This is a genomic window from Sporichthya brevicatena (genome assembly GCF_039525035.1).
In the GTDB taxonomy this organism is placed as follows: Bacteria; Actinomycetota; Actinomycetes; order Sporichthyales; family Sporichthyaceae; genus Sporichthya; species Sporichthya brevicatena.
This window is the reverse complement of the sequence record NZ_BAAAHE010000047.1, coordinates 43,228-67,783: the sequence shown is the minus strand read 5'-3', so window position 1 is coordinate 67,783 and position 24,556 is coordinate 43,228. Positions and strand designations below refer to the sequence as shown.

General features: G+C 72.0%; 23 protein-coding genes, 1 tRNA gene and 1 riboswitch. Of the genes, 11 read left to right on the top strand and 13 right to left on the bottom strand.

The window, feature by feature from the left end:
• Position 1 precedes the first annotated feature (1 nt).
• Both ABD401_RS21970 and ABD401_RS21965 read right to left on the bottom strand, forming a co-directional pair.
• Entirely contained in the window at positions 2-751 is a 750-nt protein-coding gene (locus ABD401_RS21970; protein WP_344608777.1) for an amino acid ABC transporter ATP-binding protein, read from the bottom strand.
• Positions 752-919: 168 nt separating this feature from the next.
• Positions 920-1,450, bottom strand: a complete 531-nt coding sequence (locus tag ABD401_RS21965; protein WP_344608775.1) for a hypothetical protein — start codon at positions 1,448-1,450, stop codon at positions 920-922.
• A 228-nt stretch (positions 1,451-1,678) separates the two neighbouring features.
• On the opposite strand from ABD401_RS21965, the gene miaB reads away from it, so the two are divergent.
• Positions 1,679-3,127 (top strand): tRNA (N6-isopentenyl adenosine(37)-C2)-methylthiotransferase MiaB, encoded by a 1,449-nt coding sequence (miaB, locus tag ABD401_RS21960; protein WP_344608773.1) that lies wholly within the window; start codon positions 1,679-1,681, stop codon positions 3,125-3,127.
• A 149-nt stretch (positions 3,128-3,276) separates the two neighbouring features.
• On the opposite strand, the gene ABD401_RS21955 is transcribed toward miaB, so the two are convergent.
• Positions 3,277-3,777, bottom strand: a complete 501-nt coding sequence (locus ABD401_RS21955) for a mycothiol transferase (RefSeq protein WP_344608771.1) — start codon at positions 3,775-3,777, stop codon at positions 3,277-3,279.
• A 64-nt stretch (positions 3,778-3,841) separates the two neighbouring features.
• Here ABD401_RS21955 and dnaG point away from each other — a divergent pair, with 64 nt between their 5' ends.
• A complete protein-coding gene (gene dnaG / locus ABD401_RS21950; protein ID WP_344608769.1) occupies positions 3,842-5,740 on the top strand; it encodes a DNA primase in 1,899 nt (632 codons plus the stop codon).
• 196 nt (positions 5,741-5,936) lie between these two features.
• Positions 5,937-7,094 (top strand): RNA polymerase sigma factor, encoded by a 1,158-nt coding sequence (locus tag ABD401_RS21945; protein WP_425566225.1) that lies wholly within the window; start codon positions 5,937-5,939, stop codon positions 7,092-7,094.
• 63 nt (positions 7,095-7,157) lie between these two features.
• Here the strand turns inward: ABD401_RS21945 and ABD401_RS21940 are convergent, their stop codons facing one another.
• Positions 7,158-7,493: a YtxH domain-containing protein gene (locus ABD401_RS21940; protein WP_344608767.1), complete on the bottom strand. Its 336-nt coding sequence runs from the start codon at positions 7,491-7,493 to the stop codon at positions 7,158-7,160.
• A 199-nt stretch (positions 7,494-7,692) separates the two neighbouring features.
• Between ABD401_RS21940 and ABD401_RS21935 the strand changes: the two genes are divergently transcribed.
• Positions 7,693-7,765, top strand: a tRNA-Asn gene (locus tag ABD401_RS21935).
• 47 nt (positions 7,766-7,812) lie between these two features.
• Here the strand turns inward: ABD401_RS21935 and ABD401_RS21930 are convergent.
• Positions 7,813-9,297 (bottom strand): carotenoid oxygenase family protein, encoded by a 1,485-nt coding sequence (locus tag ABD401_RS21930; protein ID WP_425566224.1) that lies wholly within the window; start codon positions 9,295-9,297, stop codon positions 7,813-7,815.
• 50 nt (positions 9,298-9,347) lie between these two features.
• Between ABD401_RS21930 and ABD401_RS21925 the strand changes: the two genes are divergently transcribed.
• Positions 9,348-9,998, top strand: coding sequence for a TetR/AcrR family transcriptional regulator (locus tag ABD401_RS21925; protein WP_344608763.1), 651 nt, complete (start codon positions 9,348-9,350; stop codon positions 9,996-9,998).
• A gap of 41 nt (positions 9,999-10,039) precedes the next feature.
• On the opposite strand, the gene ABD401_RS21920 is transcribed toward ABD401_RS21925, so the two are convergent.
• A complete protein-coding gene (locus ABD401_RS21920; protein ID WP_344608761.1) occupies positions 10,040-10,756 on the bottom strand; it encodes a hypothetical protein in 717 nt (238 codons plus the stop codon).
• Positions 10,757-10,927: 171 nt separating this feature from the next.
• On the opposite strand from ABD401_RS21920, the gene ABD401_RS21915 reads away from it, so the two are divergent.
• The 5 genes from ABD401_RS21915 (at position 10,928) to ABD401_RS21895 (ending at position 15,554) form a co-directional block, all read left to right on the top strand.
• Positions 10,928-11,995: a helix-turn-helix domain-containing protein gene (locus ABD401_RS21915; protein WP_344608759.1), complete on the top strand. Its 1,068-nt coding sequence runs from the start codon at positions 10,928-10,930 to the stop codon at positions 11,993-11,995.
• Positions 11,996-12,062: 67 nt separating this feature from the next.
• Positions 12,063-12,620 carry a copper resistance CopC family protein gene (locus ABD401_RS21910; protein ID WP_344608758.1) on the top strand — a complete coding sequence of 186 codons (558 nt, stop codon included), beginning with the start codon at positions 12,063-12,065 and terminating at the stop codon, positions 12,618-12,620.
• Positions 12,617-14,632 carry a bifunctional copper resistance protein CopD/cytochrome c oxidase assembly protein gene (locus tag ABD401_RS21905; RefSeq protein ID WP_344608756.1) on the top strand — a complete coding sequence of 672 codons (2,016 nt, stop codon included), beginning with the start codon at positions 12,617-12,619 and terminating at the stop codon, positions 14,630-14,632. The genes ABD401_RS21910 and ABD401_RS21905 overlap by 4 nt, the downstream gene beginning before the upstream one ends.
• 54 nt (positions 14,633-14,686) lie before the next feature.
• Complete coding sequence (locus ABD401_RS21900; RefSeq protein WP_344608754.1) at positions 14,687-15,295, top strand: superoxide dismutase; 609 nt, start codon at positions 14,687-14,689, stop codon at positions 15,293-15,295.
• Position 15,296: 1 nt separating this feature from the next.
• Positions 15,297-15,554 carry a hypothetical protein gene (locus ABD401_RS21895; RefSeq protein WP_344608752.1) on the top strand — a complete coding sequence of 86 codons (258 nt, stop codon included), beginning with the start codon at positions 15,297-15,299 and terminating at the stop codon, positions 15,552-15,554.
• Here ABD401_RS21895 and ABD401_RS21890 read toward each other — a convergent pair.
• The 6 genes from ABD401_RS21890 to ABD401_RS21865 form a co-directional block, all read right to left on the bottom strand.
• Entirely contained in the window at positions 15,514-17,055 is a 1,542-nt protein-coding gene (locus ABD401_RS21890) for an ABC transporter ATP-binding protein (protein WP_344608750.1), read from the bottom strand. The genes ABD401_RS21895 and ABD401_RS21890 overlap by 41 nt on opposite strands.
• Positions 17,052-17,867: an ABC transporter permease gene (locus ABD401_RS21885; RefSeq protein ID WP_344608748.1), complete on the bottom strand. Its 816-nt coding sequence runs from the start codon at positions 17,865-17,867 to the stop codon at positions 17,052-17,054. Before ABD401_RS21885 ends, ABD401_RS21890 begins: the two co-directional genes overlap by 4 nt.
• Entirely contained in the window at positions 17,864-18,802 is a 939-nt protein-coding gene (locus tag ABD401_RS21880; RefSeq protein WP_344608746.1) for an ABC transporter permease, read from the bottom strand. The genes ABD401_RS21885 and ABD401_RS21880 overlap by 4 nt, the downstream gene beginning before the upstream one ends.
• Before the next feature lie 13 nt (positions 18,803-18,815).
• Complete coding sequence (locus tag ABD401_RS21875) at positions 18,816-20,423, bottom strand: ABC transporter substrate-binding protein (protein WP_344608744.1); 1,608 nt, start codon at positions 20,421-20,423, stop codon at positions 18,816-18,818.
• A gap of 35 nt (positions 20,424-20,458) precedes the next feature.
• Positions 20,459-20,648: riboswitch (cobalamin riboswitch) on the bottom strand.
• A 17-nt stretch (positions 20,649-20,665) separates the two neighbouring features.
• Entirely contained in the window at positions 20,666-21,562 is an 897-nt protein-coding gene (locus tag ABD401_RS21870; RefSeq protein ID WP_344608742.1) for a hypothetical protein, read from the bottom strand.
• Entirely contained in the window at positions 21,562-22,161 is a 600-nt protein-coding gene (locus ABD401_RS21865) for an RNA polymerase sigma factor (protein WP_344608740.1), read from the bottom strand. Before ABD401_RS21865 ends, ABD401_RS21870 begins: the two co-directional genes overlap by 1 nt.
• Before the next feature lie 241 nt (positions 22,162-22,402).
• Here ABD401_RS21865 and ABD401_RS21860 point away from each other — a divergent pair, with 241 nt between their 5' ends.
• Positions 22,403-22,915 carry a hypothetical protein gene (locus ABD401_RS21860; protein WP_344608738.1) on the top strand — a complete coding sequence of 171 codons (513 nt, stop codon included), beginning with the start codon at positions 22,403-22,405 and terminating at the stop codon, positions 22,913-22,915.
• 74 nt (positions 22,916-22,989) lie between these two features.
• On the opposite strand, the gene ABD401_RS21855 is transcribed toward ABD401_RS21860, so the two are convergent.
• Positions 22,990-24,555 carry an FMN-binding glutamate synthase family protein gene (locus tag ABD401_RS21855; protein ID WP_344608736.1) on the bottom strand — a complete coding sequence of 522 codons (1,566 nt, stop codon included), beginning with the start codon at positions 24,553-24,555 and terminating at the stop codon, positions 22,990-22,992.
• Position 24,556: the final 1 nt, after the last annotated feature.

Genomic DNA, 24,556 nt, shown 5'->3' with positions numbered 1-24,556 from the left:
TCTAATGGGAAAGGATCTTTCCGAGGAAGTCGCGGGCACGGTCGCTGCGCGGGTTCGCGAAGAACTCCGCCGGCACTGCTTGCTCGACGATCTGGCCGTGGTCCATGAAGACCACGCGGTTCGCCGACGCCTTGGCGAAGCCCATCTCGTGCGTGACGACGATCATTGTCATGCCGCTGGCGGCGAGCTCGCGCATGACGTCGAGGACCTCGGAGATCATCTCCGGGTCCAGGGCGGAGGTCGGCTCGTCGAAGAGCATGACCTTGGGGTCCATCGCCAGCGCGCGGGCGATCGCCACGCGCTGCTGCTGCCCGCCGGAGAGCTGGGCCGGCATCTTGTTCGCCTGGTCCGCGACGCCGACCCGCTCGAGCAGGGCACGGGCCTTGGACTCCGCCTCCGCCTTCGGCATCCTGTGGACCTGGATCGGGCCGAGCGTCACGTTGTCCAGCACGGACTTGTGCGCGAAGAGGTTGAACGACTGGAACACCATCCCGACGTCGGCGCGGAGCCGAGCGAGCTCCTTGCCCTCCGCGGGGAGCGAGACCCCGTCGACGCGGATCGTCCCCGAGTCGATCGGCTCCAGCCGGTTGATCGCGCGGCACAGCGTCGACTTCCCCGAGCCCGACGGCCCGATGACGACGACCACCTCGCCCCGCGCGACGGTGAGATCGATGTCCCGGAGCACGTGCAGCGTCCCGAAGTGCTTGTTGACCTGCAGCATCTCCACCAGCGGTGGAGCCGTGTCGATCATTCTCGAGAACCTAGCGAACTCCCGTCCGTCGCGCCCGCCGCCGCCCCGGCCCCACCCGGTCCGCTTCACCAGCTGAACCCGCGCTTCACGGCGCGGACCGCCGGGTGAAGCAGGGGCTCAGCTGGTGAAGAGCGCGGGACGGCTGGTGAAGCTGCGCCGCAGGGCGGGTCAGCGGCGACGGGCCGGGCGGGGCGCGGGCCAGTCGAGAGCGAAGGTGCCACCGGTGGGGAGGCAGGCCCAGCGGCGCTGGAGGTCGCGGAGGTCGGCGAGAGCGGTCTCGGCGGCGGCCGCGAGCATGTCGCGGGGCGGCGGGGGCAGGGAGCTGATCGCCCAGGTCGAGGTCAGGTCGCGGACCAGGTTCGGCTGCTCGCCCGCGAGGGCATTCAGGACGGTGCCGACGACCCGCTCGGCGAGTCCCAGTTCGGCACTGTGCTCCTTGACCAGCGCGGCGGAGCGGGCCCGGTGGTCGTACTTGGTCCGGCCGGCGACGATCTCGACCGTCGCGAAGACCGCGCCGTCGGACACGCAGCCCCAGAACCCGTGGGCCAGCCGGAACGCCCGCTCGATCAGCAGGTGCGACGCGTCGTGGGGGACCAACCCCGTCCGGTCGTAGGAGTCGACCCGCACCCGCACCCCGTCGGCGCGGGTGAACTCGGCGACGGTCCCGTTGTCCGGCCGTCGCGTGAACTGCACCTCCACCCCGCCAGTGTTCCCGCCCTGGTCGCGTCCTGTCGCCGGAGTTTCCGCCGGTCCCCGGCGTCTTCACCGGCTGAGCACTCACGTCACTGGCCGGGCCGCCTGGTGAAGCGGGGGCTGAGCTGGTGAAGCACGCGGGGTGGCTGGTGAAGCGGCGGGGGCGGGGCGGGCGGGGGCGCGAGAGGCGGCGGGGACGGGGGAGGGTCGGGCGCGCCGTACCCTGGAGGGGCTGTGAGCAGGACTTACGAGGTGCGCACCTACGGGTGCCAGATGAACGTCCACGACTCCGAGCGCCTCGCGGGGCTGCTGGAGGACGCGGGCTACTCGCGCGTGCCCGCGGGCGAGGCCCCGGACGTCGTCGTGTTCAACACCTGCGCGGTCCGGGAGAACGCGGACAACCGGCTGTACGGGAACCTCGGCCACGTCGCCTCGGTGAAGGCGGCGAAGCCGGGGATGCAGATCGCCGTCGGCGGCTGCCTGGCCCAGAAGGACCGGGCGGAGATCGTCCGCAAGGCGCCGTACGTCGACGTCGTCTTCGGGACGCACAACGTGGGGTCGCTCCCCGTGCTGCTCGAACGGGCGCGGGTCGAGCAGGAGGCGCAGGTCGAGATTCTCGAGGCGCTCGACGTCTTCCCCTCGACGCTGCCCGCGCGGCGGGAGTCGGCCTACGCGGCGTGGGTCGCGATCGCCGTCGGGTGCAACAACACCTGTACGTTCTGCATCGTTCCGGCGCTGCGCGGCAAGGAGAAGGACCGCCGGCCGGGCGACATCCTCCGTGAGATCGAGACGCTCGTCGCCGACGGGGTCCTGGAGATCACCCTGCTCGGGCAGAACGTGAACTCCTACGGCGTCGAGTTCGGCGACAAGTTGGCGTTCGGCAAGCTGCTGCGTGCGTGCGGGGACGTCGAGGGGCTGGAGCGCGTCCGCTTCACCTCGCCGCACCCGGCGAGCTTCACCGACGACGTCATCGCCGCGATGGCCGAGACCCACAACGTGATGCCGCAGCTGCACATGCCGCTGCAGTCGGGGTCGGACGAGGTGCTGCGCCGGATGCGCCGGTCCTACCGGGCAGAGCGCTACCTCGGAATCATCGAGCGCGTCCGCGCCGCGATGCCGGACGCCGCGATCACCACCGACATCATCGTCGGATTCCCGGGGGAGACCGAGGCGGACTTCGCCGCCACGCTCGACGTCGTCCGCGAGGCGCGGTTCGCCTCCGCCTTCACGTTCCAGTACTCGAAGCGCCCCGGCACCCCGGCCGCGGACTACCCGGACCAGGTCCCGCCGCAGGTCGTCACCGAGCGGTACGGCCGGCTGGTCGCGCTGCTGGAGGAGATCTCCTGGGACGAGGCGAAGAAGCAGGTCGGCCGGGAGGTCGAGGTTCTCGTCGCCACCGGTGAGGGGAAGAAGGACGCGGTCACCCGGCGCCTGTCCGGCCGGGCCCGGGACAACCGGCTCGTCCACTTCGTGCCGAACCCCGACGCCCCCGAGCCCCGGCCCGGCGACATCGTCACGACGACGATCACCTACGCGGCGCCGCACCACCTCGTCGCCGACGGCCCGGCCTCGGTGCCGCGCCGCACCCGCGGCGGCGACGCCTGGGAGGCCGCCCAGGCCCGCCCCGCCGAGACCACGAGGGCGGTCTCGCTCGGCATGCCCTCGCTCGGCGCCCCCGCCTGACCCCTCCCCGGTGGAGATGTCATCTCCAACGCCATAGGCGGTTTGCAGTGGAGATGTCATCTCCAACGAAACAGGCGGTTGCAGTGGAGATGTCATCTCCACCGGAAGTGGGCGTCCTCGGTGGAGATGTCATCTCCACTCGGGGGAGCTCAGCCCATCGACTTCTGGCCGTCGAGGGCCTCGCGGATGATGTCGGCGTGGCCGGCGTGCTGGGCGGTCTCGGCGACGACGTGGTGGATCGCGCGGCGGCAGGTCCAGCGGGTGCCCTCGGGCCACCAGGGGGTGACGGGGAGGGCGTGGTCGGCGTCGAGATCGACGGAGCGGACCAGGTCGTCAGTGCGGGCGGCCTGGGCGGCGTGGGCGGCGAGGATCTCCTCCAGCGTCTGGTCCTCCCGCATCACGAAGCTGGCCCGGTGGGCGGCGTGGGCGGCCTCGGGGTCGGTGCCGAAGGCTTCGGTACCCCGCCCGAGGAACCCGGCCCAGCGCGACTCCATGCGCGTGACGTGCTGGATCAGCCCGCCGACGGTCAGTTCCGAGACCGTCGACCGGGTCCGGGCCTGGTCGTCGCGGAGGCCGAAGGCGGTGTGGCGGAGCAGGTGCCGGTGGTGGCGGAGGGTGTCCAGCAGGTCGCTGCGTTCGCGGTCGCTCATGGCGAAAACCTAGGCGTCCACACCCACGGGTCTCCGGTCGGGGAAAGCGCCTAGACTCCGCCGCGTGGCCGGGCGCATCAAGGACGAGGACATCGCGCTGGTCCGAGAACGCTCTCGCATCGAGGACGTGATCGGCGCGCAGGTCGGCCTCCGCAACGCCGGGGGCGGGTCGCTGAAGGGGCTGTGCCCGTTCCACGACGAGAAGTCGCCGTCGTTCAACGTCAACCCGGCCAAGGGCTTCTTCCACTGCTTCGGATGTGGCGAGGGTGGCGACGTCATCGACTTCGTCATGAAGACCGACCACCTCACCTTCGCCGAGGCCGTCGAGCGCCTGGCGTCGCGCGCCGGCATCACGCTGCGGTACGAGGAGGGCGGGTCGGCCCCGCGCCAGCCGGCCGGACGGCGCACCCGGCTCGTCGAGGCGAACACCGCGGCCGCCGAGTTCTACGCCAACCTCCTCGTCGACAGTCCGGAGGCGGTCGCCGCGCGGCGCTTCCTCGACGAGCGCGGGTTCACCCTCGAGCACGCGCAGATGTTCGGTGTCGGGTACGCGCCGCGGGGTTGGGACGAGCTGTCCAAGCACCTGCGCGGCCGGCAGTTCACCGGCGAGGAACTCATCGGGGCGGGCCTCGCCCGCGAGGGGCAGCGCGGCCTGATCGACCGGTTCATGGGACGGCTGCTCTGGCCGATCCGCGACATCACCGGCGACGTCGTCGGCTTCGGGGCGCGCCGGCTCTACGACGACGACCGCATCGAGGCCAAGTACGTCAACACCCCCGAGACGTCGCTGTACAAGAAGAGCCACCTCCTCTACGGCCTCGACCTGGCGAAGAAGGAGATCAAACGCCGCGGGCAGGCCGTGATCGTCGAGGGCTACACGGATGTGATGGCCTGTCACATCGCGGGCGTCCCCACGGCGATCGCCACCTGCGGCACCGCGTTCGGCAGCGATCACGTCCAGATCCTGCGCCGCCTGCTGATGGACGCCTCGGAGTTCCGCGGAGAGGTCATCTTCACCTTCGACGGCGACGCCGCCGGTCAGAAGGCGGCCCAGAAGGCCTACGACGACCAGGACCAACGGTTCATGACGCAGACGTTCGTCGCGGTCGAGCCCGATGGCCTGGACCCGTGCGACCTGCGCCTGCAGAAGGGCGACGACGCGGTGCGTGAGCTCGTCGCCTCGCGGGTGCCGCTGGTGGAGTTCGCGATCCGCGCCGAGCTCAAGCGCTACAACCTCGACACCGCCGAGGGCCGGGTCTCCGCGATGCAGGCCGCGGCGCCGAAGGTCATCAACATCCGCGACCGCGCGCGCCGCCACGAGTACGGCCGCCTGCTGGCCGGGTGGCTCGGCATGGAGGTCGACGCGGTCATGTCGACGCTGTCGGAGATCGCGCGCCGCGGGGCCCGCAGCGGCCCGAACGGCGCACCCGCCGCGGCGCCCGAGGCTCCCGAGGCGCCGCCGAAGGAGAAGATGCCGCGGCCCGACCCGCGGGACCCGTCGATCATGGTCGAGCGCGAGTTGCTCAAGGTCGCGCTGCAGTACCCGCAGCTGGCCGGCCCGACCTACGACGGACTGGAGCCGGACTGCTTCACCGCCCCCGCGTACCGGGCGATCCACGAGGCGATAGTCGGCGCGGGCGGGACGGCCTCGGCCGCGGCGGGGGACACCTGGGTCGGCAAGATCCGGGCCGCGGTGCCCCACGAGATGCTGCGGGGCCTGATCGCCGAACTCGCGGTCGAGTCTTTGCGAGCCGCAGGGGAGCCGAACCGTCGCTACGCCTGGGAGCAGCTCTCCGCGATCCAGGTCGCGGCCGTCTCCCGCCGCATCGACGTGCTCAAGGGCAAGCTCCAGCGCATGAACCCGGTCGAGGAGACCGAGGCCTACAACCGGCAGTTCGGCGAGGTCATCGCCCTCGAGCAGTACCGGCACGCGCTTCGTGAGCGCGTCATTGACGGATTGTGAGCTCCCTTGGCCCGTCCGGGTAGACATACCGGGCGTAATCGGGTCGCTCCGGTACGCAAGAACTTCCACGTTTCACCAAGTGCCGGTGCGCCCCACGGCCACCCCTCCACACTGAGATCCGATGCCAGGGTGATCACCCTGGTCCAGCTCGGTGAAGGCCCCGGGGGGTGTCGTGGCTCGCACTACGTCGACCGACGTGACCGGTGTATCGCCCGCGTCGGGACGTGCTCGTCGCACCCGTGCGCTGACGATCGCCCCGGAGGCCGGCAGCGACGTGCGGGTGCCCGCGCCCGCGTCTCCCGTGTCCACGTCCGACGCCGTGGTGGCGCCGGAGGTTGACACGGCCGAGGCGGTCGAGGCCGCGGAGCCGGCCGAGGCCGAGCTCGTCACCGCGGTCATCGAGGAGGACGAGGAGGAGACGCCCGTCGTCGCCGAGGCCTCGGTCCCGGTCACCGACCTGGTGCGGCACTACCTCAAGGAGATCGGACGGGTCCCGCTGCTCACGGCCGAGGAGGAGGTGCAGCTCTCCCGCCGGATCGAGGCCGGCGTGTTCGCCACCGCCCGCCTCGACGCGGAGCCGGCGCCCGACCCGCAGCTGCGCCGGGAGCTCGACATCATCGCCCGCGACGGCATGGTCGCGAAGCAGAAGCTCATCGAGGCCAACCTGCGTCTGGTCGTCTCGATCGCGAAGCGCTACTCCGGCCGTGGCCTGCCGTTCCTGGACCTCGTCCAGGAGGGCAACCTCGGTCTGATCCGGGCGGTCGAGAAGTTCGACTACACCAAGGGCTACAAGTTCTCGACCTACGCGACGTGGTGGATCCGCCAGGCGGTCACCCGCGCGCTCGCCGACCAGGCCCGCACGATCCGCGTGCCGGTGCACGTCGTCGAGATCATCAACAAGATCATCCGGCTGCAGCGCACCATGCACCAGGAGCACGGCATCGAGCCCACGATCGAAGAGCTCGCCGTCGTCCTGGACATGACGCCCGAGCGCGTCATGGAGGCCCTGCGCTACGCCCAGGACCCGGTCTCCCTGCACACGCCGGTCGGCGAGGCGGAGGAGTCGGAGTTCGGTGACCTGATCGAGGACGTCGACGCCGCCTGTCCGGCCGACGCCGCGTCGGTCTCGATGCTCCGCTCGGACCTCGACGCCCTGCTCGAGACGCTCGGCGAGCGCGAGAAGCGCGTCGTGACGATGCGCTACGGCCTCGACGACGGCAACCCGCACACGCTCGAGGAGGTCGGCCAGATCTTCGGCGTCACCCGGGAGCGGGTCCGTCAGATCGAGGCCAACACCCTCGCCAAGCTCCGCCACCGCCCCGCAGCCGCGGAGCTGCGCGAGTACCTCGCTTAAACCACGAACGTCCGAAGATGTGGCTGCTATTGCGGCCACATCTTCGGACGTTGTGTTGGGTGCCTAGGGCATCGTGCGCCCGTTGCTCATCGGCCTGGGCATACCGGTGTCACTCGCCGTCGACTCGCTCATGCCTGAGTCGCGGGAGCCCGGCATCCAGTTCGGGGCCTTGTCGGCCACGGCGCCAGCCATGGTGTGCGCCTTCTCCGTGGCGGTGTCGGCCACCTTGTGGGCGATCTCGCCGCCCCGCGCGGTGGCCATCTCCGTCGCCTGCTGGACCTTCGGATTCGCCCGGAGTTGCTCCGTGGCCCGGCAGATCTGCTCGTACCGCTCGCGCCCGGCGCGGGCCCCGAGCACGTATCCGACGGCTGCCCCGGTCAGGAACATCGCCTTACCCATCGTCCTGTGCCTCCTCCGCGTTGGTCCGTTCGCTGAGAAGGCCCTACCCGTGGCCGGACGGGGAAACCTGGCTGGTCCCGGTGTGGGGCACACCACCCGGCGCGTCAACGATCAATACCGGCCACGGACGCCCCGGGCGGTGCGCTAATCTTTCCGAGGTCCCGGGGGCGACCCTCCCGGCCGATCAGCTCCACCGCGATCCCGCATAGCTCAATTGGCAGAGCAGCCGGCTGTTAACCGGCAGGTTTTTGGTTCGAGTCCAAATGCGGGAGCTCGTCACGAAAGGCGTCCTTCGGGGCGCCTTTTCTGCGTCCGCCCCTCAGCCGACGGTGGGGGCCCAGTTGCCGTGGAACCCGGCGGGGACGCGGGCCGGCAGGTGGACGGCGGCGACGGTCTCCAGGGTCTGGGAGTCCAGGAGCAGCAGGTCGCTGGCGTCGCGGCCCGGGTCGTAGGCGAAGCCCATCAGCGTGCCGCGGTCCTCGGGGCTGTCGTCGGCGTCCGGGACGAAGAGGAACTCGCTGAGGTTCGTGCCGGGGGAGAAGGTGCGCCTGGTGGCGTCCCCGGTGACCAGGTCGTGGCGGATCAGGGCGTCGGCACGGGTGCTCCGGAACCCGACGGCGTAGCCGTACCGGTGCCGGCGGCCGACCACGCGTTCGTCCACCCGGGGGAACTCCTGGCTCAGGTCGCTGCGGCGCTCGGCGAGGACCTTGCCCGCGGTCAGGTCCACGGTCCAGCGGTCGAGGGTCGAGGGGCCCTCGTCCGGGCCGAGGGGCTTCGCGTCGAACATCCGCGGGTGCCGGACGACGTCGAGGACGAGCTTGTCCCCGTCGTCGTAGGCGTTCAGCGGGTGGAAGACGTAGCAGGGCTCGATCTCGAACCAGCGGACGTCCTTCGCCGTCCCGGTCCGCGGCATCACGCCGACGCGCGCCGGATAGTTCGGGTCCCAGCGGTACGGGAACTTCGGGGCCTTGGCACCGAGCACCTTGCGGGTGAAGAACGCGGCGACGGGGTCGGGGGTGCGGCGCTTGCCGACGAACAGCGACGCGTTCCAGCGGGCGACGTCGCCGATCGGACGGGGCCACAGCTCGCGGATCGGGTCGAGGTCGAACACGCACGGCAGGTCGTAGAGGACGACGTGGTTCTCGGTCAGGGAGAAGTCGTGCATCATCGGGCTGCCCGTGACGGCGATGTTCTCCACGCGCTTCACCCGGGCGTCGGTGCCGAGCACCGTGTACTGCACCTGGTTGCCCCAGCCCCAGTAGTACGAGACGGCGTGCAGCTCGCCGGTGGCCGGGTCGCGCTTCGGGTGGGCGGTGTACCCGCCGGGCAGGGTGCCGTCGAAGTCGCAGGCGCCGACGGTCTCGAGGTCGTCGGTGAGTTCGTAGGGCCGGCCGCCCGCCTCGACGATCGCGAACGTCCGCCCGCCCTGCACGACGACGTTGGTGTTGGCGGGGAAGTCCCAGCCGACGTGCGGCTTGGCGCCGGGGCGCGGCTGCTCGCCGAGGGCCGCCGCGACGTCGGCCGAGCGCACGAAGCGGTTGCGGTACCACTCGGCCTTCCCGTCGCGGATCCGGACGCCGTGCACCATGCCGGTCCCGAGGAACCAGTGGTGCTGCGTCGGGTCGACGGGGGTGACGGGGTTCGGCCCGTTGCGCAGGTACCGCCCGTCGAGATGGGCGGGCAGCGTGCCGGTGACCGGGAGGTCGACGGCGGTCGTCTCCGTCGCGACCGGGCCGAAGTTGTCGGTGAGGTAAGGGTTCTCGGCTGTTGCGGTCACGGTCGCCTCCGGGGCTCGCCGTCGCATAACAGTGCTATGTGGGCAATTCATAGCATTGTTATGCGAAGATGCCAAGCATGAGCCCGAAGGCCGCCGACCCGTCGGTGCGGACCGCGCTGCTGGAGGCGGCGGCGCGGCAGATCGCGACCGGGGGCTCGGGCAGTCTGACGCTGCGGCGACTCGTCGACGAGGTGGGGACGTCGACGATGGCCGTCTACACGCACTTCGGCGGGATGCAGAACCTGCGGCAGGAGGTTCGCCGGGAGGGCTTCGCCCGGCTGCGGGAGCACCTGGAGTCGGTGACCCCGACCCGCAATCCCCTCGCCGACCTCGTCCGCGCGGGGTGGGAGTACTACGACAACGCGGTCGAGAACCCGCACCTGTACCGGGTCATGTTCCTCGACCACCACGAGCCGGCCGACGACACGATCGGCCTGGACACCTTCGACCGCCTCGTCCAGCTCGTGGCCCGGTGCGTCGAGGGCGGCCAACTCGCCGCGGGTGACCCGTTCGACCTGGCGGTGCAGCTCTGGGCGGCCCTGCACGGGGTGGTCTCGCTCCAGCTCTCGGGGCTGCTGGCGCCGGACCTGGCTCTCGAGATGGTCGCCTCGAGCTGGCGCACCCTGTTCCTCGGCTTCGGCGCCGAGCCGCGGACGGTGACCCGGGCCCTGCAGGCCCACCCCCGCCGGACGCCGCGAGCCGCCCGAGACCTGGGCTCGGGCGGCTGACGGTTCCCGTTCAACAAGGGGTGTCACCCCTTGTTGAACGGTCAGGCGAGCTTGGCGATCGCGGTCAGGATCGTCTGCTTGAACGCGGCGACCGGGGCGTCGTCGAGGTTGCCCATCTGGCCCCAGGACACGACGGTCACGAGGTTGCCGTCGCGGCCGATGCCGTACAGGTGGGCGCCGTCCTCGGACTCCGGCACCGAGGTCCAGACCCCGTAGACGTGGGTGTTCGCGCTGGGGGCGCCGTAGTCCTTCGAGTCGGACTTGCCGTCGGGGAAGCCGCCCAGCCAGTCCTCGGCGCACAGCGCGGCGCCGTGGGCGAGGACGTCCAGAAAGGCGATCGCGTCGTCCTCGGAGTCCAGGCGGACCACGACCTGGGTTGCGTTCGTGTCGAACTCGGTGCCGAACTGGCGGTGCCAGACCTTCTTCTGCGTCTTGAGGGCGTCCTCGACGCAGAACGGGCCGAACTCCGGCATGCCGGCGGTGACCTTGCCGGCGAACCAGGCCGAGGTCGGGTGCTTCGGCAGGTCGGTGCCGGTGAGAAAGCCGGGGACGCTCGCGGTCGGGGTGGTCTCGGCGGTCGGGGTGGTCTCGGCGGTCGGGGTGGTCTCGGCGGTCGGGGTCGGGTCGACGGTCGCGGTGGCCGAGGCGGCCGGGAGGTCGGCGGCCTGGTCGACGGCGTCGTCCCCGCACCCGACGAGCAGGGTCAGAGCGGCGGCGCTGATCACGAGCGGCAGGACGCGGCGGCGGAGCTGGTTCACGGGATTCCCCCCAGAGGTGGTGTCGAATGGTGCGGTGAGATCAGCGTCGGCAGGCCGCGGACGTCCCGCAACGGATCCTGTCCGGGACGGGACGCTGGGACACTTCCAGGCCGCTGACCTGCAGGGATGTGCCCGGGGTGGGACGCCGGAGCGGGACGAGGAAGGGCAGCTGTGACCGAGGCGGCGCAGGACCTTGCGGGCCGGCTGCGGGAGCTCAAGGACCGATCGGGGCTGAGTTTCGGCGCGCTCGCGCAGCGAGTCCACGTCGGGACCTCGACCCTGCACCGGTACTGCTCCGGCGAGGCCGTCCCCGCCGAGTTCGCGGTGATCGACCGCTTCGGCCGGGTCTGCGGGGCCTCCCGCGAGGAGATGCTCGCCCTCCATCGCGCCTGGCTGATCGCCGACGCCGCCCGGACCCGGGGGGCCGAGCCGGCGCCCGAACCGGAGGCGCCGGTCGAACCCCCGGCCGCGCCGCCGGCGGCGCCGGAGCCCCCGGCGGGTCGGTCGCCCCGCCGGCTGATCGCGGTGGCGCTGGCGGCGGCGGTCCTCGTCGCCGGCGCGGGGGTGGCTCTCGCGGTGGCGCTCGGGGGGGACGACGATCCCGGATCGGTCGAGAGCTCCCCGGTCTCGTCGTCGGCGGAGGGCGTCTTGTCGGCGACCGTCCGCAGCGACGTCTGGGAGGCGGGGTGCGACCACAGCTACCTGATCGATCGGCCGCCCGCCCAGGTGCCGGAGCCGCCGGTCGAGGCGGATGCCGCCGCCTGGGCGCAGCCGTTGGGGGCGGTCGACGCCGGCCGGACGATCGTCGAGGTGACCTTGGCCGGGCCGGGGGACGTGCCGGTCGTCCTGCAGGGGCTCACGGTGCGGGTGGACGAGCGGCGGGATCCGCTGCGGTGGAACGTCTACGCGATGTCGCTCGGCTGCGGCGGGGCGCTGACGCCGGCGTCCTTCGCCGTCGACCTCGACCAGCCCCGCCCGGTGGCGCGCCCCCGCTCCGGCGGGAACGGGGAGGAGCGCCTGCCCGCTGTGACGTTCCCGCTGCGCGTGTCGCGGACGGACCCGGTCGTGCTGCGGGTCGTCGCGACGACCACCGGGTGCGACTGCGACTGGCACCTGGAGCTGCCGTGGGCGTCGGGCGGACGGTCCGGGATCCTGCGCATCGACTCCGACGGCCGGCCGTTCCGGACCAGCGGGACGACCTCCAAGCCTTACGGATTCCTCGACACCTGGGCACGCTGAGTTCCGTGCGATCGCACGGCTCCACCCCGGACGTCGGCCCCGGCCCGGCCCGAGCGACAATAGAGGCATGATTGTGAACGGGTTCACAAGAGTCGGGGCCGCCGTGCGGGCCCGGCTGCTCGTGACCCTGTTGCTCCTGACGTTGGGTCAGTTCACCCTCGCGACCGGGGCCGCGGCGCACACCGGCCTCGTCGGCTGCTCGCCCGGGTACGACGCGACCCTCGCCGCCGCGCCGAAGGACGTCCGGCTGACGTTCTCTGAGCCGGTGAGGTCGGAGTTCGTCGAGATGACGGTGCGGGTGGACGGGACGGCCGTGCCCGGGACCCGGCCGGTCGTGGCGGGTCCCGTCGTGCGGGTCGACACCTCGGCCGTCCCCGCCGACACGACGCCGCGGGAGTGGGAGGTCGCGTACCGCGTCGTCGCGTCCGACGGGCACCCGATCAACGGCACGCTCCGCTTCGCGACCGACCCGGCCGCGCCGGCCGCGACGGGCGAGGTCTCCGCGGCGTGCGCGGGATCCGGCGGCAACTCGGGCGTTGCGAAGGCGGCCGCGGTGACCGGCGGCATCCTGCTCGTGCTCGGCGTCGCGGTCGCCGTGATCCGGCGACGGGTGCTCGCGGCATGACGTCTTCGGCCACCACGACTCGTCCGGCACCGTCGCGTCGGCGCGCTGCCTACGGCGCGGCCCTGGTGCTCTGTGCGCCCGCGGTCGCGGTGATCGCGCTCGGCAGTACCGGCGGCATCGAGACGCCGGCCGGCGATCTCTCAGACCCCGGCGCGACCGTGCGGTGGGGATTGCCGATCGCACTCGCGTTCCGCGACGTCGCCGCCGCGCTGACGATCGGCGCACTGGCGCTCGCCGCCGTCGTGCTGCCCCCGCGGCCGGGTGGTGACCCCGACCGGCTCGAAGGGGCGCGCGCTCGCGCAGTGTTGCTCGGCGGTCTCGCCGCCGCGGCCTGGGCGGTGGTCGGCCTCGTCGTCCTCGTGCTCACCTACGCCGACCTGTCCGGCCTCTCGCCCTGGGACCCCGGGGCGGGTGGCGCGACGATCGAGTTCGTCCAGTCCTTCGACCTCGGCCGCGCCCACGCCGGCGGCATCGTCATCGCCGCGCTGGTCGCGATCGGCGCCTTGGCGGCGCAGCGAACGTGGGCCGCGGGAGTGCTGGCGGTGCTCGCGATCGCGGCCACCGTCCCGACCGCTCTGCTCGGCCACTCGGCCGGCGCCGAACTGCACGGCCCGGCCGTGGATCTGCAGTTCCTCCACCTCCTCGGCGGGGGAATCTGGGTCGGTGGCCTCGCCGCGCTCGTCGTGGTGCGGCGCGCGCTCGGGACCAACCTCGCGGCGATCCTCGCGCGCTACTCGGTGCTGGCGACCTGGTGCTACGCGCTGATCGTGCTCTCCGGCCTCGGGGCGCTGCTCGTGCGCCTCGACGGGGACATCGGCGCGACCTACGCCTCGCTGATCGTCCTGAAGGTCGGTCTCGTCGTCATCATCGGGCTGCTGGGGCGCACGCTGCGCGGCGTCCTGATCTCTCGGGCGGAGTCGGGGCAGCTGCCGGGCGTCTTCGTCCGCCTCGCGCTCACGGAACTGACGCTGATGGCGACGACGTTCGGCGTCGCGGTCGCGCTGTCGCGCACCTCGCCGACGCAGCCCTCGGCGACCGAGGGCGTGGCGCCGACGGTCGCGGAGGCGGTCCTCGGCTTCGCGCTGCCGGGTCCGCCCGAGGGGTCGGCGTGGCTGACGACGTGGCGGCTCGACGTGCTCTGGGCGGTGCTCGCCGTCGTCGCGAGCGGGTGGTACGTCCGCGCGATCGTCCGGCTCCGGCGCCGCGGTGACGCGTGGCCGATCTGGCGCGCGGTCGTCTGGGTCGCCGGCTGGGGGCTGTTGGTCTACGCGACGAGCGGGCCGCCCGGCGTCTACGGCCGGTTCCTGTTCAGCCTCCACATGCTGCAGCACATGACGATCGGCATGGTCGTCCCGCTGCTGCTCGTCCACGCGGCGCCGGTGACGTTGGCGCTGCGGACGCTCACCCCACGGTCGGACGGCAGCCGCGGGCCACGCGAGTGGGTGCTCGCGCTCACCCACAACCGGGTACTCGGGGTGCTCGCGTCACCGCTGGTGGCGGCCGTGAACTTCGCCGGCAGCCTCGTCGTCTTCTACTACTCGCCGCTGTTCGAGCTGGCGATGCGCACGCACCTCGGCCACATGCTGATGACGGTGCACTTCCTGATCGTCGGCTACGTGTTCTGCTGGCTGATCTGCGGCACCGACCCCGGCCCGGCGCGTCCGCCGCACATCTTCCGGCTCCTCCTGCTGCTGGTGACGTTCGCGTTCCACGCCTTCTTCGGCCTCGCGATGATGAGCGGGTCTGAGGTGCTCGCCGCCTCGTGGTTCAGCCAGTTCCCGCGGGAGTGGGGCGCCGGGTTGCTCGACGACCAGCAGAACGGCGGCGGGATCGCCTGGGCGCTCGGCGACATCCCGATCGCGTTCCTGATGTTGTCGATGGCGCGGTCCTGGCTGCGCGACGACCAGAACGCCGCCCGCCGCTACGACCGGCAGGCCGCGCGCGACGGCGGGGCCGAGCTCGAGGCCTACAACGAGATGCTCGAACGCCTCAACCGGGGCGGCCGGGGCTGACCGAAGTCCTGCACTAGGGTCCTTGTTGCAAGCTATTCGCAATAAGGAGGGCTCATGGCTGCGTACACCCTTCCCGACCTCGCTTACGACTACGGCGCCCTGGAGCCGGCGATCACGGGCGAGATCCTGGAGCTGCACCATTCCAAGCACCACGCGACCTACGTCAAGGGCGCGAACGACACGATCGATGCGATTGCCGAGCTGCGCGAGAAGGAGATCATTCCGCCGGCCGCCCTGGTCGGACTGGAGAAGACACTCGCCTTCAATCTGTCCGGCCACATCCTGCACGAGATCTTCTGGACCAATCTGACGCCCGGCGGTGGGGGCGAGCCCGACGGTGAGCTGGCGGCGGCGATCGACGACGAGTTCGGTTCGTTCGCCGCGTTTGCGAAGCAGCTGCAGACCGCCACCGTCAGCGTCCAGGGATCCGGGTGGGGCGTACTCGGTTGGGAGCCCGTGGGCCAGCGCCTCGTCGTGCAGCAGGTTTACGACCACCACGGCAACGTCGGCATCGGTTCCACGCCGCTGCTCGTGTTCGACGCGTGGGAGCACGCGTACTACCTGCAGTACAAGAACGTTCGCCCCGACTACGTCACCAAGCTCTGGGACATCGTCAACTGGGCCAACGTCGCCGAGCGATTCTCCGCTGCGCGGAAGGGCTGACGTGCCGTCACCGACCCTCGCTGAGGACGTTCAACTCGCCGCCGGGGTGATCGCCGCGCGTTCGCGCGGCGATCTCGGCGGCGCCGAGCAGCTGCTCGGGGCGTTCGACTCCGACGCAGCGCGGGCGCGGGCCTTCTGGATGCTGGCGGAGCTGGCGCTCGGGCTGGTCCGCACGCAGACCGGTCAGACCATGGACGAACTGGTGCGCGAACTCGCCCTCATCGTGGAGGTGTCCGAGGATCGCGGGGGGAGCCGGTAGCGCCGGAGAGCGTGGGATCGACCGGCGCCGGCGCCCCGCAGAGTTTCCCCTCCCGCATCCGCAGAACCCGGTCGGCGTAGGAGCGCAGCCGCGGTTCGTCATGGCTGACGACGAGCACGCCCACGCCACGGTCGGCCGCAGAACGCAGGTACGCGGCGACCGTCGCGGCGGCCTCGACGTCCAGGCTCGCGGTCGGTTCGTCGGCGACCACGAGGGCGGGCTCCGCGATCAGCGCGCGGACGACGGCGACCCGCTGGCACTGGCCGACCGACAGCGAACCCGGGAGGCGGTCGACGTCCAGCCCGTCGAGCCCCACGGCGGCGAGCTCCGCCCGGGCTCGGTCCCGTCGCTGGGTGCGGGAGAGCCGGGCGCCGCGCAGCACGAGCGGTTCCGTGACGCTGCGCCAGATCGACCAGCGCGCATCGAGACTGCTGACCGGGTTCTGGAAGACCGGCATGACGTAGCCGGGCCGGGGCGTCTGCGGTGCGCGCGATCGGCCCCAGACGGGGGTGTCCCCGAGGAGCACCGTTCCCGCGTCGGGTCGCTCCATCCCGGCGACGATGCGCAGCAGGGTCGACTTGCCGGACCCGGAAGCTCCGACGATGCCCACCACCTCGCCCGCCCGGACCCGCAGACAGACGCCGTCGACGGCGGTCGTCGTCGCGGGCCCGACGCGGTAGCTCCGTCGCGCCTGGTGGACGCGCGCCACCGCCGGGGCGTCGGGCCGTGCGGGCAGTGGTGACAGCGGCCGTGGGCGCGCGGCGCGGACGAGCGCCCGCGTGACGTTGTGGACCGGCGAGCACAGCAGCGTGTGGGAGAGGTTCTCCTCCACGATCTGACCGTCACTCAGGACGACGATGTGGTCGGTGTGCCGTGCCACCAGGGCGAGGTCGTGGCTCACCAGGAGCAGAGCCGACGAGGTTCGCACCAGCAATTCGAGCGCGTCGTCGGCGAGGTCGGCGTCGAGCGCGCTGGTCGGTTCGTCGGCGAGGGTGAGCAGTGGCCCGTGCGCCGTGGCGGCGACCGTGGTGGCCCGCTGGAGCATCCCGCCCGACCACTGGTACGGGCGCTGACCGGCGCGGACCTGGGGCGCGGGGATCCCGACCCGCGCCAGCGCGTCGACGATCGCCCCGGGCGGTGGACGCCGCCCGTGAGCGGTCCACGCCTCGCCGACGTGGTGGCGCACCGAGCGCAGCGGGTCGCACGCGGCGAACGGGTCCTGGGCGACGTAGCCGATCACCGGTCCGAGCAGGGCGCGTCGTTCCCGTGTGGAGAGAGCGAGGACGTCCCGGCCACCGACCAGGATGCGGCCGGTGACCTCCGCGGCCGGGGGCAGCAGACCGAGGACGGCCCGAAGCAACGTCGTCTTGCCGCAGCCGGAGGCGCCCACAACGCCGATTCGGGCCCCGGCCGGGACGGTGAGTTCGACGCCGTCCAGCGCGAGATGGCCGTTGGAATGACGGACCGTCAGTGTCTCGACCTGCAGCGCCGGGGACGTCATGTCCGGTTCCCGGGGTCGACGGCGTCGCGGAGGGCGTCCGCGATCAGGGTCGCGGCGAGGACGGTCAGCACGAGGCCCACGCCAGGCCCGAGGACCTGCCACTGGGCGGCGGCCAGGGTCTCGCGGCTCTCCGCGAGCATGTTGCCCCACTCCGCGGTCGGGGGCTGGGCGCCGAGCCCGAGGAAGGACAGGGCCGCGAGTTCCATGACGGTGTGCCCGATCCGCAGGGTGGCCGCGACGGCGACCAGCGCTGCGGTGCCGGGCAGGACGTGACCGAGCGCGATCCGCGTCGGCGTCGCCCCCGCCATCCGGGCGGCGAGGACGTCCGGGCGTGCGCGGGCACCCCCGGCGTAGGCCCGGGCGAGCTTCGCCAGGCCGGCCCAACCGGTGACCGACATGGCCAGCACCAAGTTGAGGAAGCCCGGCCCGAGAACGCCGACGATCGCGAGGGTCAGGACGGTACCGGGGAGGCCGAGCAGCACGTCGGTGACGCGGGTGAGCACCGCGTCCACGGCGCGCCCCCCGGTGGCGGCCAGGATCCCGACGACCAGACCGATCGCGGTGGCGATGACCGTGACCAGCAACGCGGCCCCGAGGGAGGTCTGCGCCCCGGCGACGGTGCGGGCGAGCAGGTCACGTCCCGCCCGGTCGGTGCCGAGCCAGTGCTCCCAGCTGGGGCCGGCGAGTTGGTTGCGGTAGTCCGGGGCGTCGGGGTCGCTCGTGAGGAACGGGCCGAGCAGGGCGAGCAACGCCAGCAGTCCGGCGAGCACGAGGCCGACCCGGGCACCGCGGTGCCCGAACAGCGCGCTCACGTCGCCTCCTGCCGCAGCCGGGGATCGAGCCAGGCGTTGACCAGGTCGACGAGCAGGCTGGTGAGGACGAACAACCCGATCGCCAGCAGGGCGAACCCGGTGACCACCGGCATGTCCCGCGCCTCGACGGCCTGCACCGTGTAGCGCCCGATGCCGGGCCAGGTGAAGACGCTCTCCACCACCGGGGCGCCGGCCAGCAGGAAGGCGCTCTCCATCCCGATCAAGGTGAGGTAGGCCGGCAGGGCGTTGGGGAGCTGGTGCACGAACAGCCGGCGCGCCGGGCCGGCGCCGCGCGCCTGCGCCACCCGCAGGTACGGCGCCGACCCGGCTTCGAGCAGACCCGCCCGCAGGATGCGTGACCACGCCGCGATCGACCCGAGGGCGAGCGTCAGCGCCGGCAGTCCCACCGTGCCCCAGGTCCCGTCGGCGATCACGCGACCGAAGCCGAGCTCGACGACCAGCACGTCGAGCAGCAGGATGCCGAACACGAAGCTCGGGACCACCAGGCACACCAGGGTCACCGAACGGGACGCGAGATCCGGGAGTCGGCCTGGCCAGGCCGCGGCCAGCAGGCCGAGGGCGATACTCCCGAGGACGGCGAGAGCGAGCGCACTGACGGTGAGAATCGCCGTCGCCTCCATGCGGCCGGCGAACTCGTCGGTCACCGGCCGACCCGTCTGCCAGGACGTGCCGAGGTCGCCGGTCAGCAGGCCGTGCAGGAAGTCCCGGAGCCGGACGAAGAACGGGTCGTCGAGCCCGAGTTCCGCGCGCATCGCTGCGACTGCCTCGGGCGCCACGTCCTGCTGTCCCCGGGCGGTCAGGATCCGCAGCGCCGGATCGCCCGGGGTCACCTGGAGCAGGACGAAGACGACGAGCGCCCCGCCGAGCAGGGTGACGCCGGCCTGCCCGAGCCGGTGCAGCACGGTGCGGACCACGGCGGCCCCCCGGCTACGGCGCGGTCCGGGCCGTCACCCAGAGGTTCGCGACGGGCAGCGGGTAGTTCCGCCACTTCGCGTTCGTGACGACCATGCCCTTGCGGCGGACGGTCGCCGCCCAGAGGCCCTCGTCGGCGATGATCTGCTGCGCCCGGCGGAGCAGCTCGGTTCGTTTCGTGGCGTCGAACTCGCGGCCGAGTTCGGAGATCACCGCGTCGAGCGCGGGACTGTCGACCTTCGAATAGTTCTCGGGGGAGTCGCTGTGCAGCGACTGGCGGAGTCCGTCCACCGGGCTGAGGGTGAACGAGAGGATCGAGTCGCCGACGATGGCGACGTCCCAGTCCGAGCCCTTCCGGGCTTCGGTGATGTCCGGGACCTGCGAGACCTTGACCTCGAACCCGAGGTCCTTGAGCTGCGCCTGCAGGGCGACTCCGATCGTGTTGCTGTCGGGTTGCTGAGGGTACGTCAGAATCTCGAGTGTCAGTTTCTGGCCGTCCTTGGTGCGGGGGCCGGAGCCCGCGGCGGTCCAGCCGGCCTCGTCGAGCAGACGCTTCGCCTTGTCCAGGTCGGTGGCCTGCAGGTCGAGGACGTAGTCCGCGTCGGCGGTCATGCTGCTCGTCGCGACCTCGGCGAGGCCGTTCAGGACGTCCTCGGCGAGCGCGCGGTAGTCGATCGCCGCCAGGAGGGCCTGCCGTACGGTCGGGTCGTCGTACGGGGCGCGTGCGTTGTTGATCTGCAGCGCGAAGGTCGTGCCGTTCGGCGGCCCGGCGACGAAGAAGGCATCGCTGCGGCCCTGCAGATTCCGCTGCATCGTCGTCGGCATGTAGAGCGCGATGTCGGCCTCCCCGGCCTGCACCGCCTGCACCCGCGCCGTCGCCTCGGGGACGAACTTGATCGTGAGGTGCGACAGGCCCGGCGTCCCGTCCCAGTACCCGGGCATCGGCTCGAGCTCGGCGCGTTCCGAGGTCAGCGACTTCATGGCGTACGGACCGGTGTAGAGGCCGGCGTCCAACAGGTCTTCGACCGGTTTGCCGGCCTCCTGGTGCTGCGCGTAGGCGTCCACGTCGAACACCGGCACGTTCGCCTCGTCGGCGAGGATGTTCGCCATCCCGGGCACCGGTTGGGTCGTCGTCAGCGTCACCTCGAGCGGCCCGGTGACCTCGGCGTCGTCCAGGTTCACCGCGGCGGCGAAGCCGGCGTTCTCCTCGTCGCAGAACTCGATCAGCTCGGCGAGCGACTCGGCGTCGAGGGTCTTTCCGTTCTCGAACTTCACGCCCTCACGCAGCGTCAGCTTCCACGTCGTCTCGTCGACGTTGGTCAGGCTCTGCAGCACCCAGGGCGACGGGACACCGTTCGGCTCCGGACGCATCAACAGTTCGACGTAGCCGAACTCCGGACCCCAGAACGCGTTCTCCAGTGGGTCGAGGTTGTCGATCCGGAAACTGGTCGCGATGGTCAGCGGTCCCGGGCCGGCGGCCGCGGTGGGGCCGGTGTCGCGGGCGACAAGCCCGTCATCGGCCTCGGCCGCGCAGGCGGCAAGGCTGAACGCGAGGGCGGCGGCGACCACGAGGGCGCGGGCGCGGGGAAACGGGCGCTGCCGAAATCGGCGGACGGCAACCATGCCGGGATCTCCATCCTGGGGTGTCCTCGCCCCTCGGATTCGGATCCGCGACGGGTCAGTCTCCTGACTCCCGGATCGACGCTCACCCCGGCCTTCCCGTCCCAGGTGGGACCGTGGCCGTGCGTGGGGTTCGCTCCCCGGTCACAGTGGCGGGACCGTGCCGGATTCGCACCGGCTTCCTGGTTCCCGTCGCGGAAGTGACGGTGCTCAGCCAACCAGATGAGAGGCCGTTCCGGGAATGATCACGGGCCGGACGTGACGGAGCCCACGCCGGCGGGGCGGTGGCCGCGTTCCCCGGCGATCGGCTTCTTCTTCGGCGCGCGGTCCTTGCCCGCGGCGTTGCCCGACTTCTTCTCCGCCACCTGACCAGGCCCGCGGTCGGCGGGCTGACCGCCCGCCTTCTCCGCGGGAGCCTTCCCGTTGTCGGTCCTGCGCTCGCGAGCCTCGGTGCCCTTTTCTGACGGACCCTGACGATCCTTCGCGGCGTCGGACTTCGCCCGGCCGGGCGGGGTCTTCCCGTTCGGGCTCGTGGTCTCCGCGTCGAGGGCGGTGCAGAAAGCGGTGACGTCCCCGGCCGGGGAGGTCTCGACGAGGCGGGAGAACGCGGGATTGCCGGCGGCGCGCTCGTTGGTCCACGCGCCGGCGGTGAACGCCTGGCACAGACCGGAGTAGGACGCCTCGGCGGTGCGGCCGGCGTCGGCGTCGGCGCGGTCCGCCGCGGCAGCGGTCTTCGCGGCGTCGCGGACGGCCTCGGCGTCCGCGCGGGGCGGGTCCGGCTGCTTGACGGTCGTCTTCCTGTCGGTCAGCGGGGTCGGGAGCACGCCGGTGGACGCGGCGATCGCGGCGCCGCCCACCGAGGTGACGGCTAGGGCGACGGCGGCGGTCTTGAGGGTGAAGAGGCCGGTGAGCGCCGCGAGGACCTTGGCGCGCCGCGCGGTCGCGCCGGCGGCGGCCGGGCCCGGCTGCGCGGCCAGGAAGGCAGCGACCGCGACGTCCTCCCCGGGCAGTTTTCCGGCGGTGGCCGGGCCGGCGGCCGTGGCGAGCAGAGCCAGCAGCGCGTCCGCCTCGGCGACGGTCGCGTCCGGCGCGAGGGCGAGGATCTCCTCGCGCTCGCCGCTCGTGCGGTCCTGGCTCGTCATCACATGTCCTTCAGCGCACTCGACTGCGCGGATGTCACACCGTCAGGGTCACTGTCCGGCTTCGTGAGCCGTTTGGCCAGGTTCTTCAGCCCGCGGTGCGCCGCGGTGCGGACCGCGCCGGCCTTCTTGCCGAGGACCTCGGCAGCGGCCTCCGCGTCGAGCCCGACGATGACGCGGAGCATCACGGCCTCGGCCTGGTCGCGGGGGAGCGTCGCGATCAGCGCGAGCGCGGCGTCGCCGTCGACGAGCGCGATGGCGGCGTCGGCGGTGTCGTCGGGGGAGGACATCTGCTCGAGGATCTCGACCGGTTCGTCCGCCGCGACCGGGCGCGCCTTCTTCCGGCGGACCAGGTCCATCGCCCGGTTGCGGGCGATGGTGGCGCACCAGCCGCGAAAGCCGTCGGCGGTGCCGCTGAACGTCGCCAGGTCGCGGGCGATCTGGAGCCAGGCCTCGGACGCGACGTCCTCCGCCTCGTCGCCGACGAGCACGCGCAGGTATCGCAGCAGGCCCGGGTGGACCGTGCGGTAGACCTCGCGGAAGCCCTCCTCGTCACCGCGCTGGGCGCGGGCGAGAACGACGGCGAGATCGTCGTTCGTCACGTCCCGAAGGTCCCAACGCTCGGCGGCCAGGTCCACGCTCCGACGTCCGACGGACGCCGACGGTTCCGTTCCTGTCGCTCACATTACGGACTCGGCGGGGCATTGCCGACCCCGGCGGTCACTGTCGCGAACTGATCCCGCGCAGGGTGTGACACAACCGCGGACCGGTGCGCTGTATCGGGTGACGTCGCAATCCCCACCGCCCGGGGAGCGCACCCACCCTTCCCGTCAGGAGCTCCCGATGTACCGCACCCGTCTGGCTGCCGCCGCTGTTCTCACCCTGGGCCTGCTCGCCCCCGTCGCCGGCGCCTCCTCGGTCGCCGCCGCCCCGAAGGTCAAGGCCTGCGGCGAGGCCGCGCAGGTCAAGGACCACAAGGTCAACCGCGCCAACGCCAAGGCGAAGGACGCGAAGGCCAAGGGCAAGAAGCAGGGCCACAGCAAGCCCACCTTCGTCCACAACGGCAAGGTGACCGCCGTCGACGCCGAGGCGGCGACGCTGACGTTCGTCGTCCGCGGCGGCCAGGTGAAGGCGCTGCGCGGCTGCACGCTGACCGTCGTCGTCACCCCGACCACGAAGATCAACCTGAACAAGAGCGCGACGACGCTCGTCGAGCTCGAGGCCGGCGACCAGGTCAACGTCAAGGGCACCACGAGCCGCGACGCGACCGGTGACGTCACCTACACCGCGACCCGCGTCTCTGCGGCCGCGAAGCCGGCCAAGCCCGCCAAGCCCGCGAAGTCGAACAAGAGCTGACACACCCTCAGATCAACGGAGCGGTCGCGCATTCCTCCAGGTGCGTGGCCGCTCCGTTCTGATCTCTGCAGACGTCAGCTCGCGTGCTTCGACGCGGGCGCGGCGTCGCCGACCGGCGCGGTGACGGTCATGATCCGTTCCAGCTCGTCGCGGTCGGCCGCGCTCAGCCGGCCCCAGTGGGGTTCGTAGCAGGCGACCTCGCGCAGCGTGCCGGTCGATTGGCCGCGATCGAGCAGTTCGATCATGTCCGCGTCGATCAGCGCGGGGTGGTGCACCCCGCAGGCCTCGGCAAGCTTGAGTACGTCACGTCGCAGCGTCTTCACGTAGTTCGCGAGGCGGACCGACTTGAGCGTCGGATCGAGTCCGCGCGTCAGCCACCGGTTCTGGGTGGCGACCCCGGTGGGGCAGCGGTCGGTGTGGCACTTCTGTGCCTGGATGCACCCGACGGCCAGCATCGCCTCGCGTCCGACGTTGACGAGGTCGGCGCCGAGCGCGAAGGCCGTGACCGCGGCGTCGGGCAGGCCGAGCTTGCCGGCGCCGACGAAGACGATCCGGTCCGTCAGGTCGCGACGGGCGAAGGCGGAGTACGCGCGGGTGAACCCGAGTCGGAACGGCAACGAGACGTGGTCGGAGAACGCGAGCGGCGCGGCGCCGGTGCCGCCTTCCCCGCCGTCGATCGTGATGAAGTCGACCCCGCGGGTGCCGGGGACCATGAGCTCGGCGAGTTCGTTCCAGAAGTGGTCCTGGCCGACCGCGGACTTGATGCCGACGGGCAGTCCGGTCTCGGTGGCGACCATCTCGACCCAGTCGAGCAGGGAGTCCGCGTCGGAGAACTCCGCGTGCCGTGACGGGCTCACGCAGTCCTGCCCGACCGGGATCCCGCGCACCCGGGCGATCTCCTCGCTCACCTTGGCGGCCGGGAGCAGGCCGCCGAGGCCCGGCTTCGCGCCCTGGCTGAGCTTGATCTCGATCGCGCGCACCGGGGCCGAGGCGACGACGTCCTTGAGCCGGGCCAGGTCGAACCGGCCGCGCTCGTCGCGACACCCGAAGTAGCCGGTGCCGATCTGGAAGATCAGTTCGCCCCCGTGGCGGTGGTGGTCGGACAGGCCGCCCTCGCCGGTGTTCTGCAGGCAGTCGGCCAACGCGGCCCCACGGTTGAGCGCCTCGACCGCGGGACCGGACAGCGAGCCGAAGCTCATCGCGGAGATGTTGAAGACCGAGTCGGGACGGAAGGCGCCGGCGCGGCCGCGGGCGGCGCCGAGCACCTTGCCGCAGGGGACCCACGCCTCGTGGGCCGCGGTCGGCTCGGAGGGCGGGGTGAGGCGGCCGAGCGTCGCGTGCTTGAGCACCGGGTAGCCCTCGGTGTACTCGATGTCGTTGTCGGTCCCGAAGCCGAAGTAGTTGTTCTCCAGCTTGGCCGAGGCGTAGACCCAGCGACGTTGGTCCCGCGTGAACGGGCGCTCCTCGGAGTTGCCCGCGACGATGTACTGCCGCAGCTCGGGTCCGAGCGCCTCCAGCAGGTAGCGGGCGTGGCCGAGCACCGGGTAGTTCCGCAGGAGGGCGTGCCGACGCTGCGTCAGGTCGCGCGCGGCCAGGGCGGCGACGGGCAGGGCGGCTCCGAGCAACTTCTTTCCAGGCACG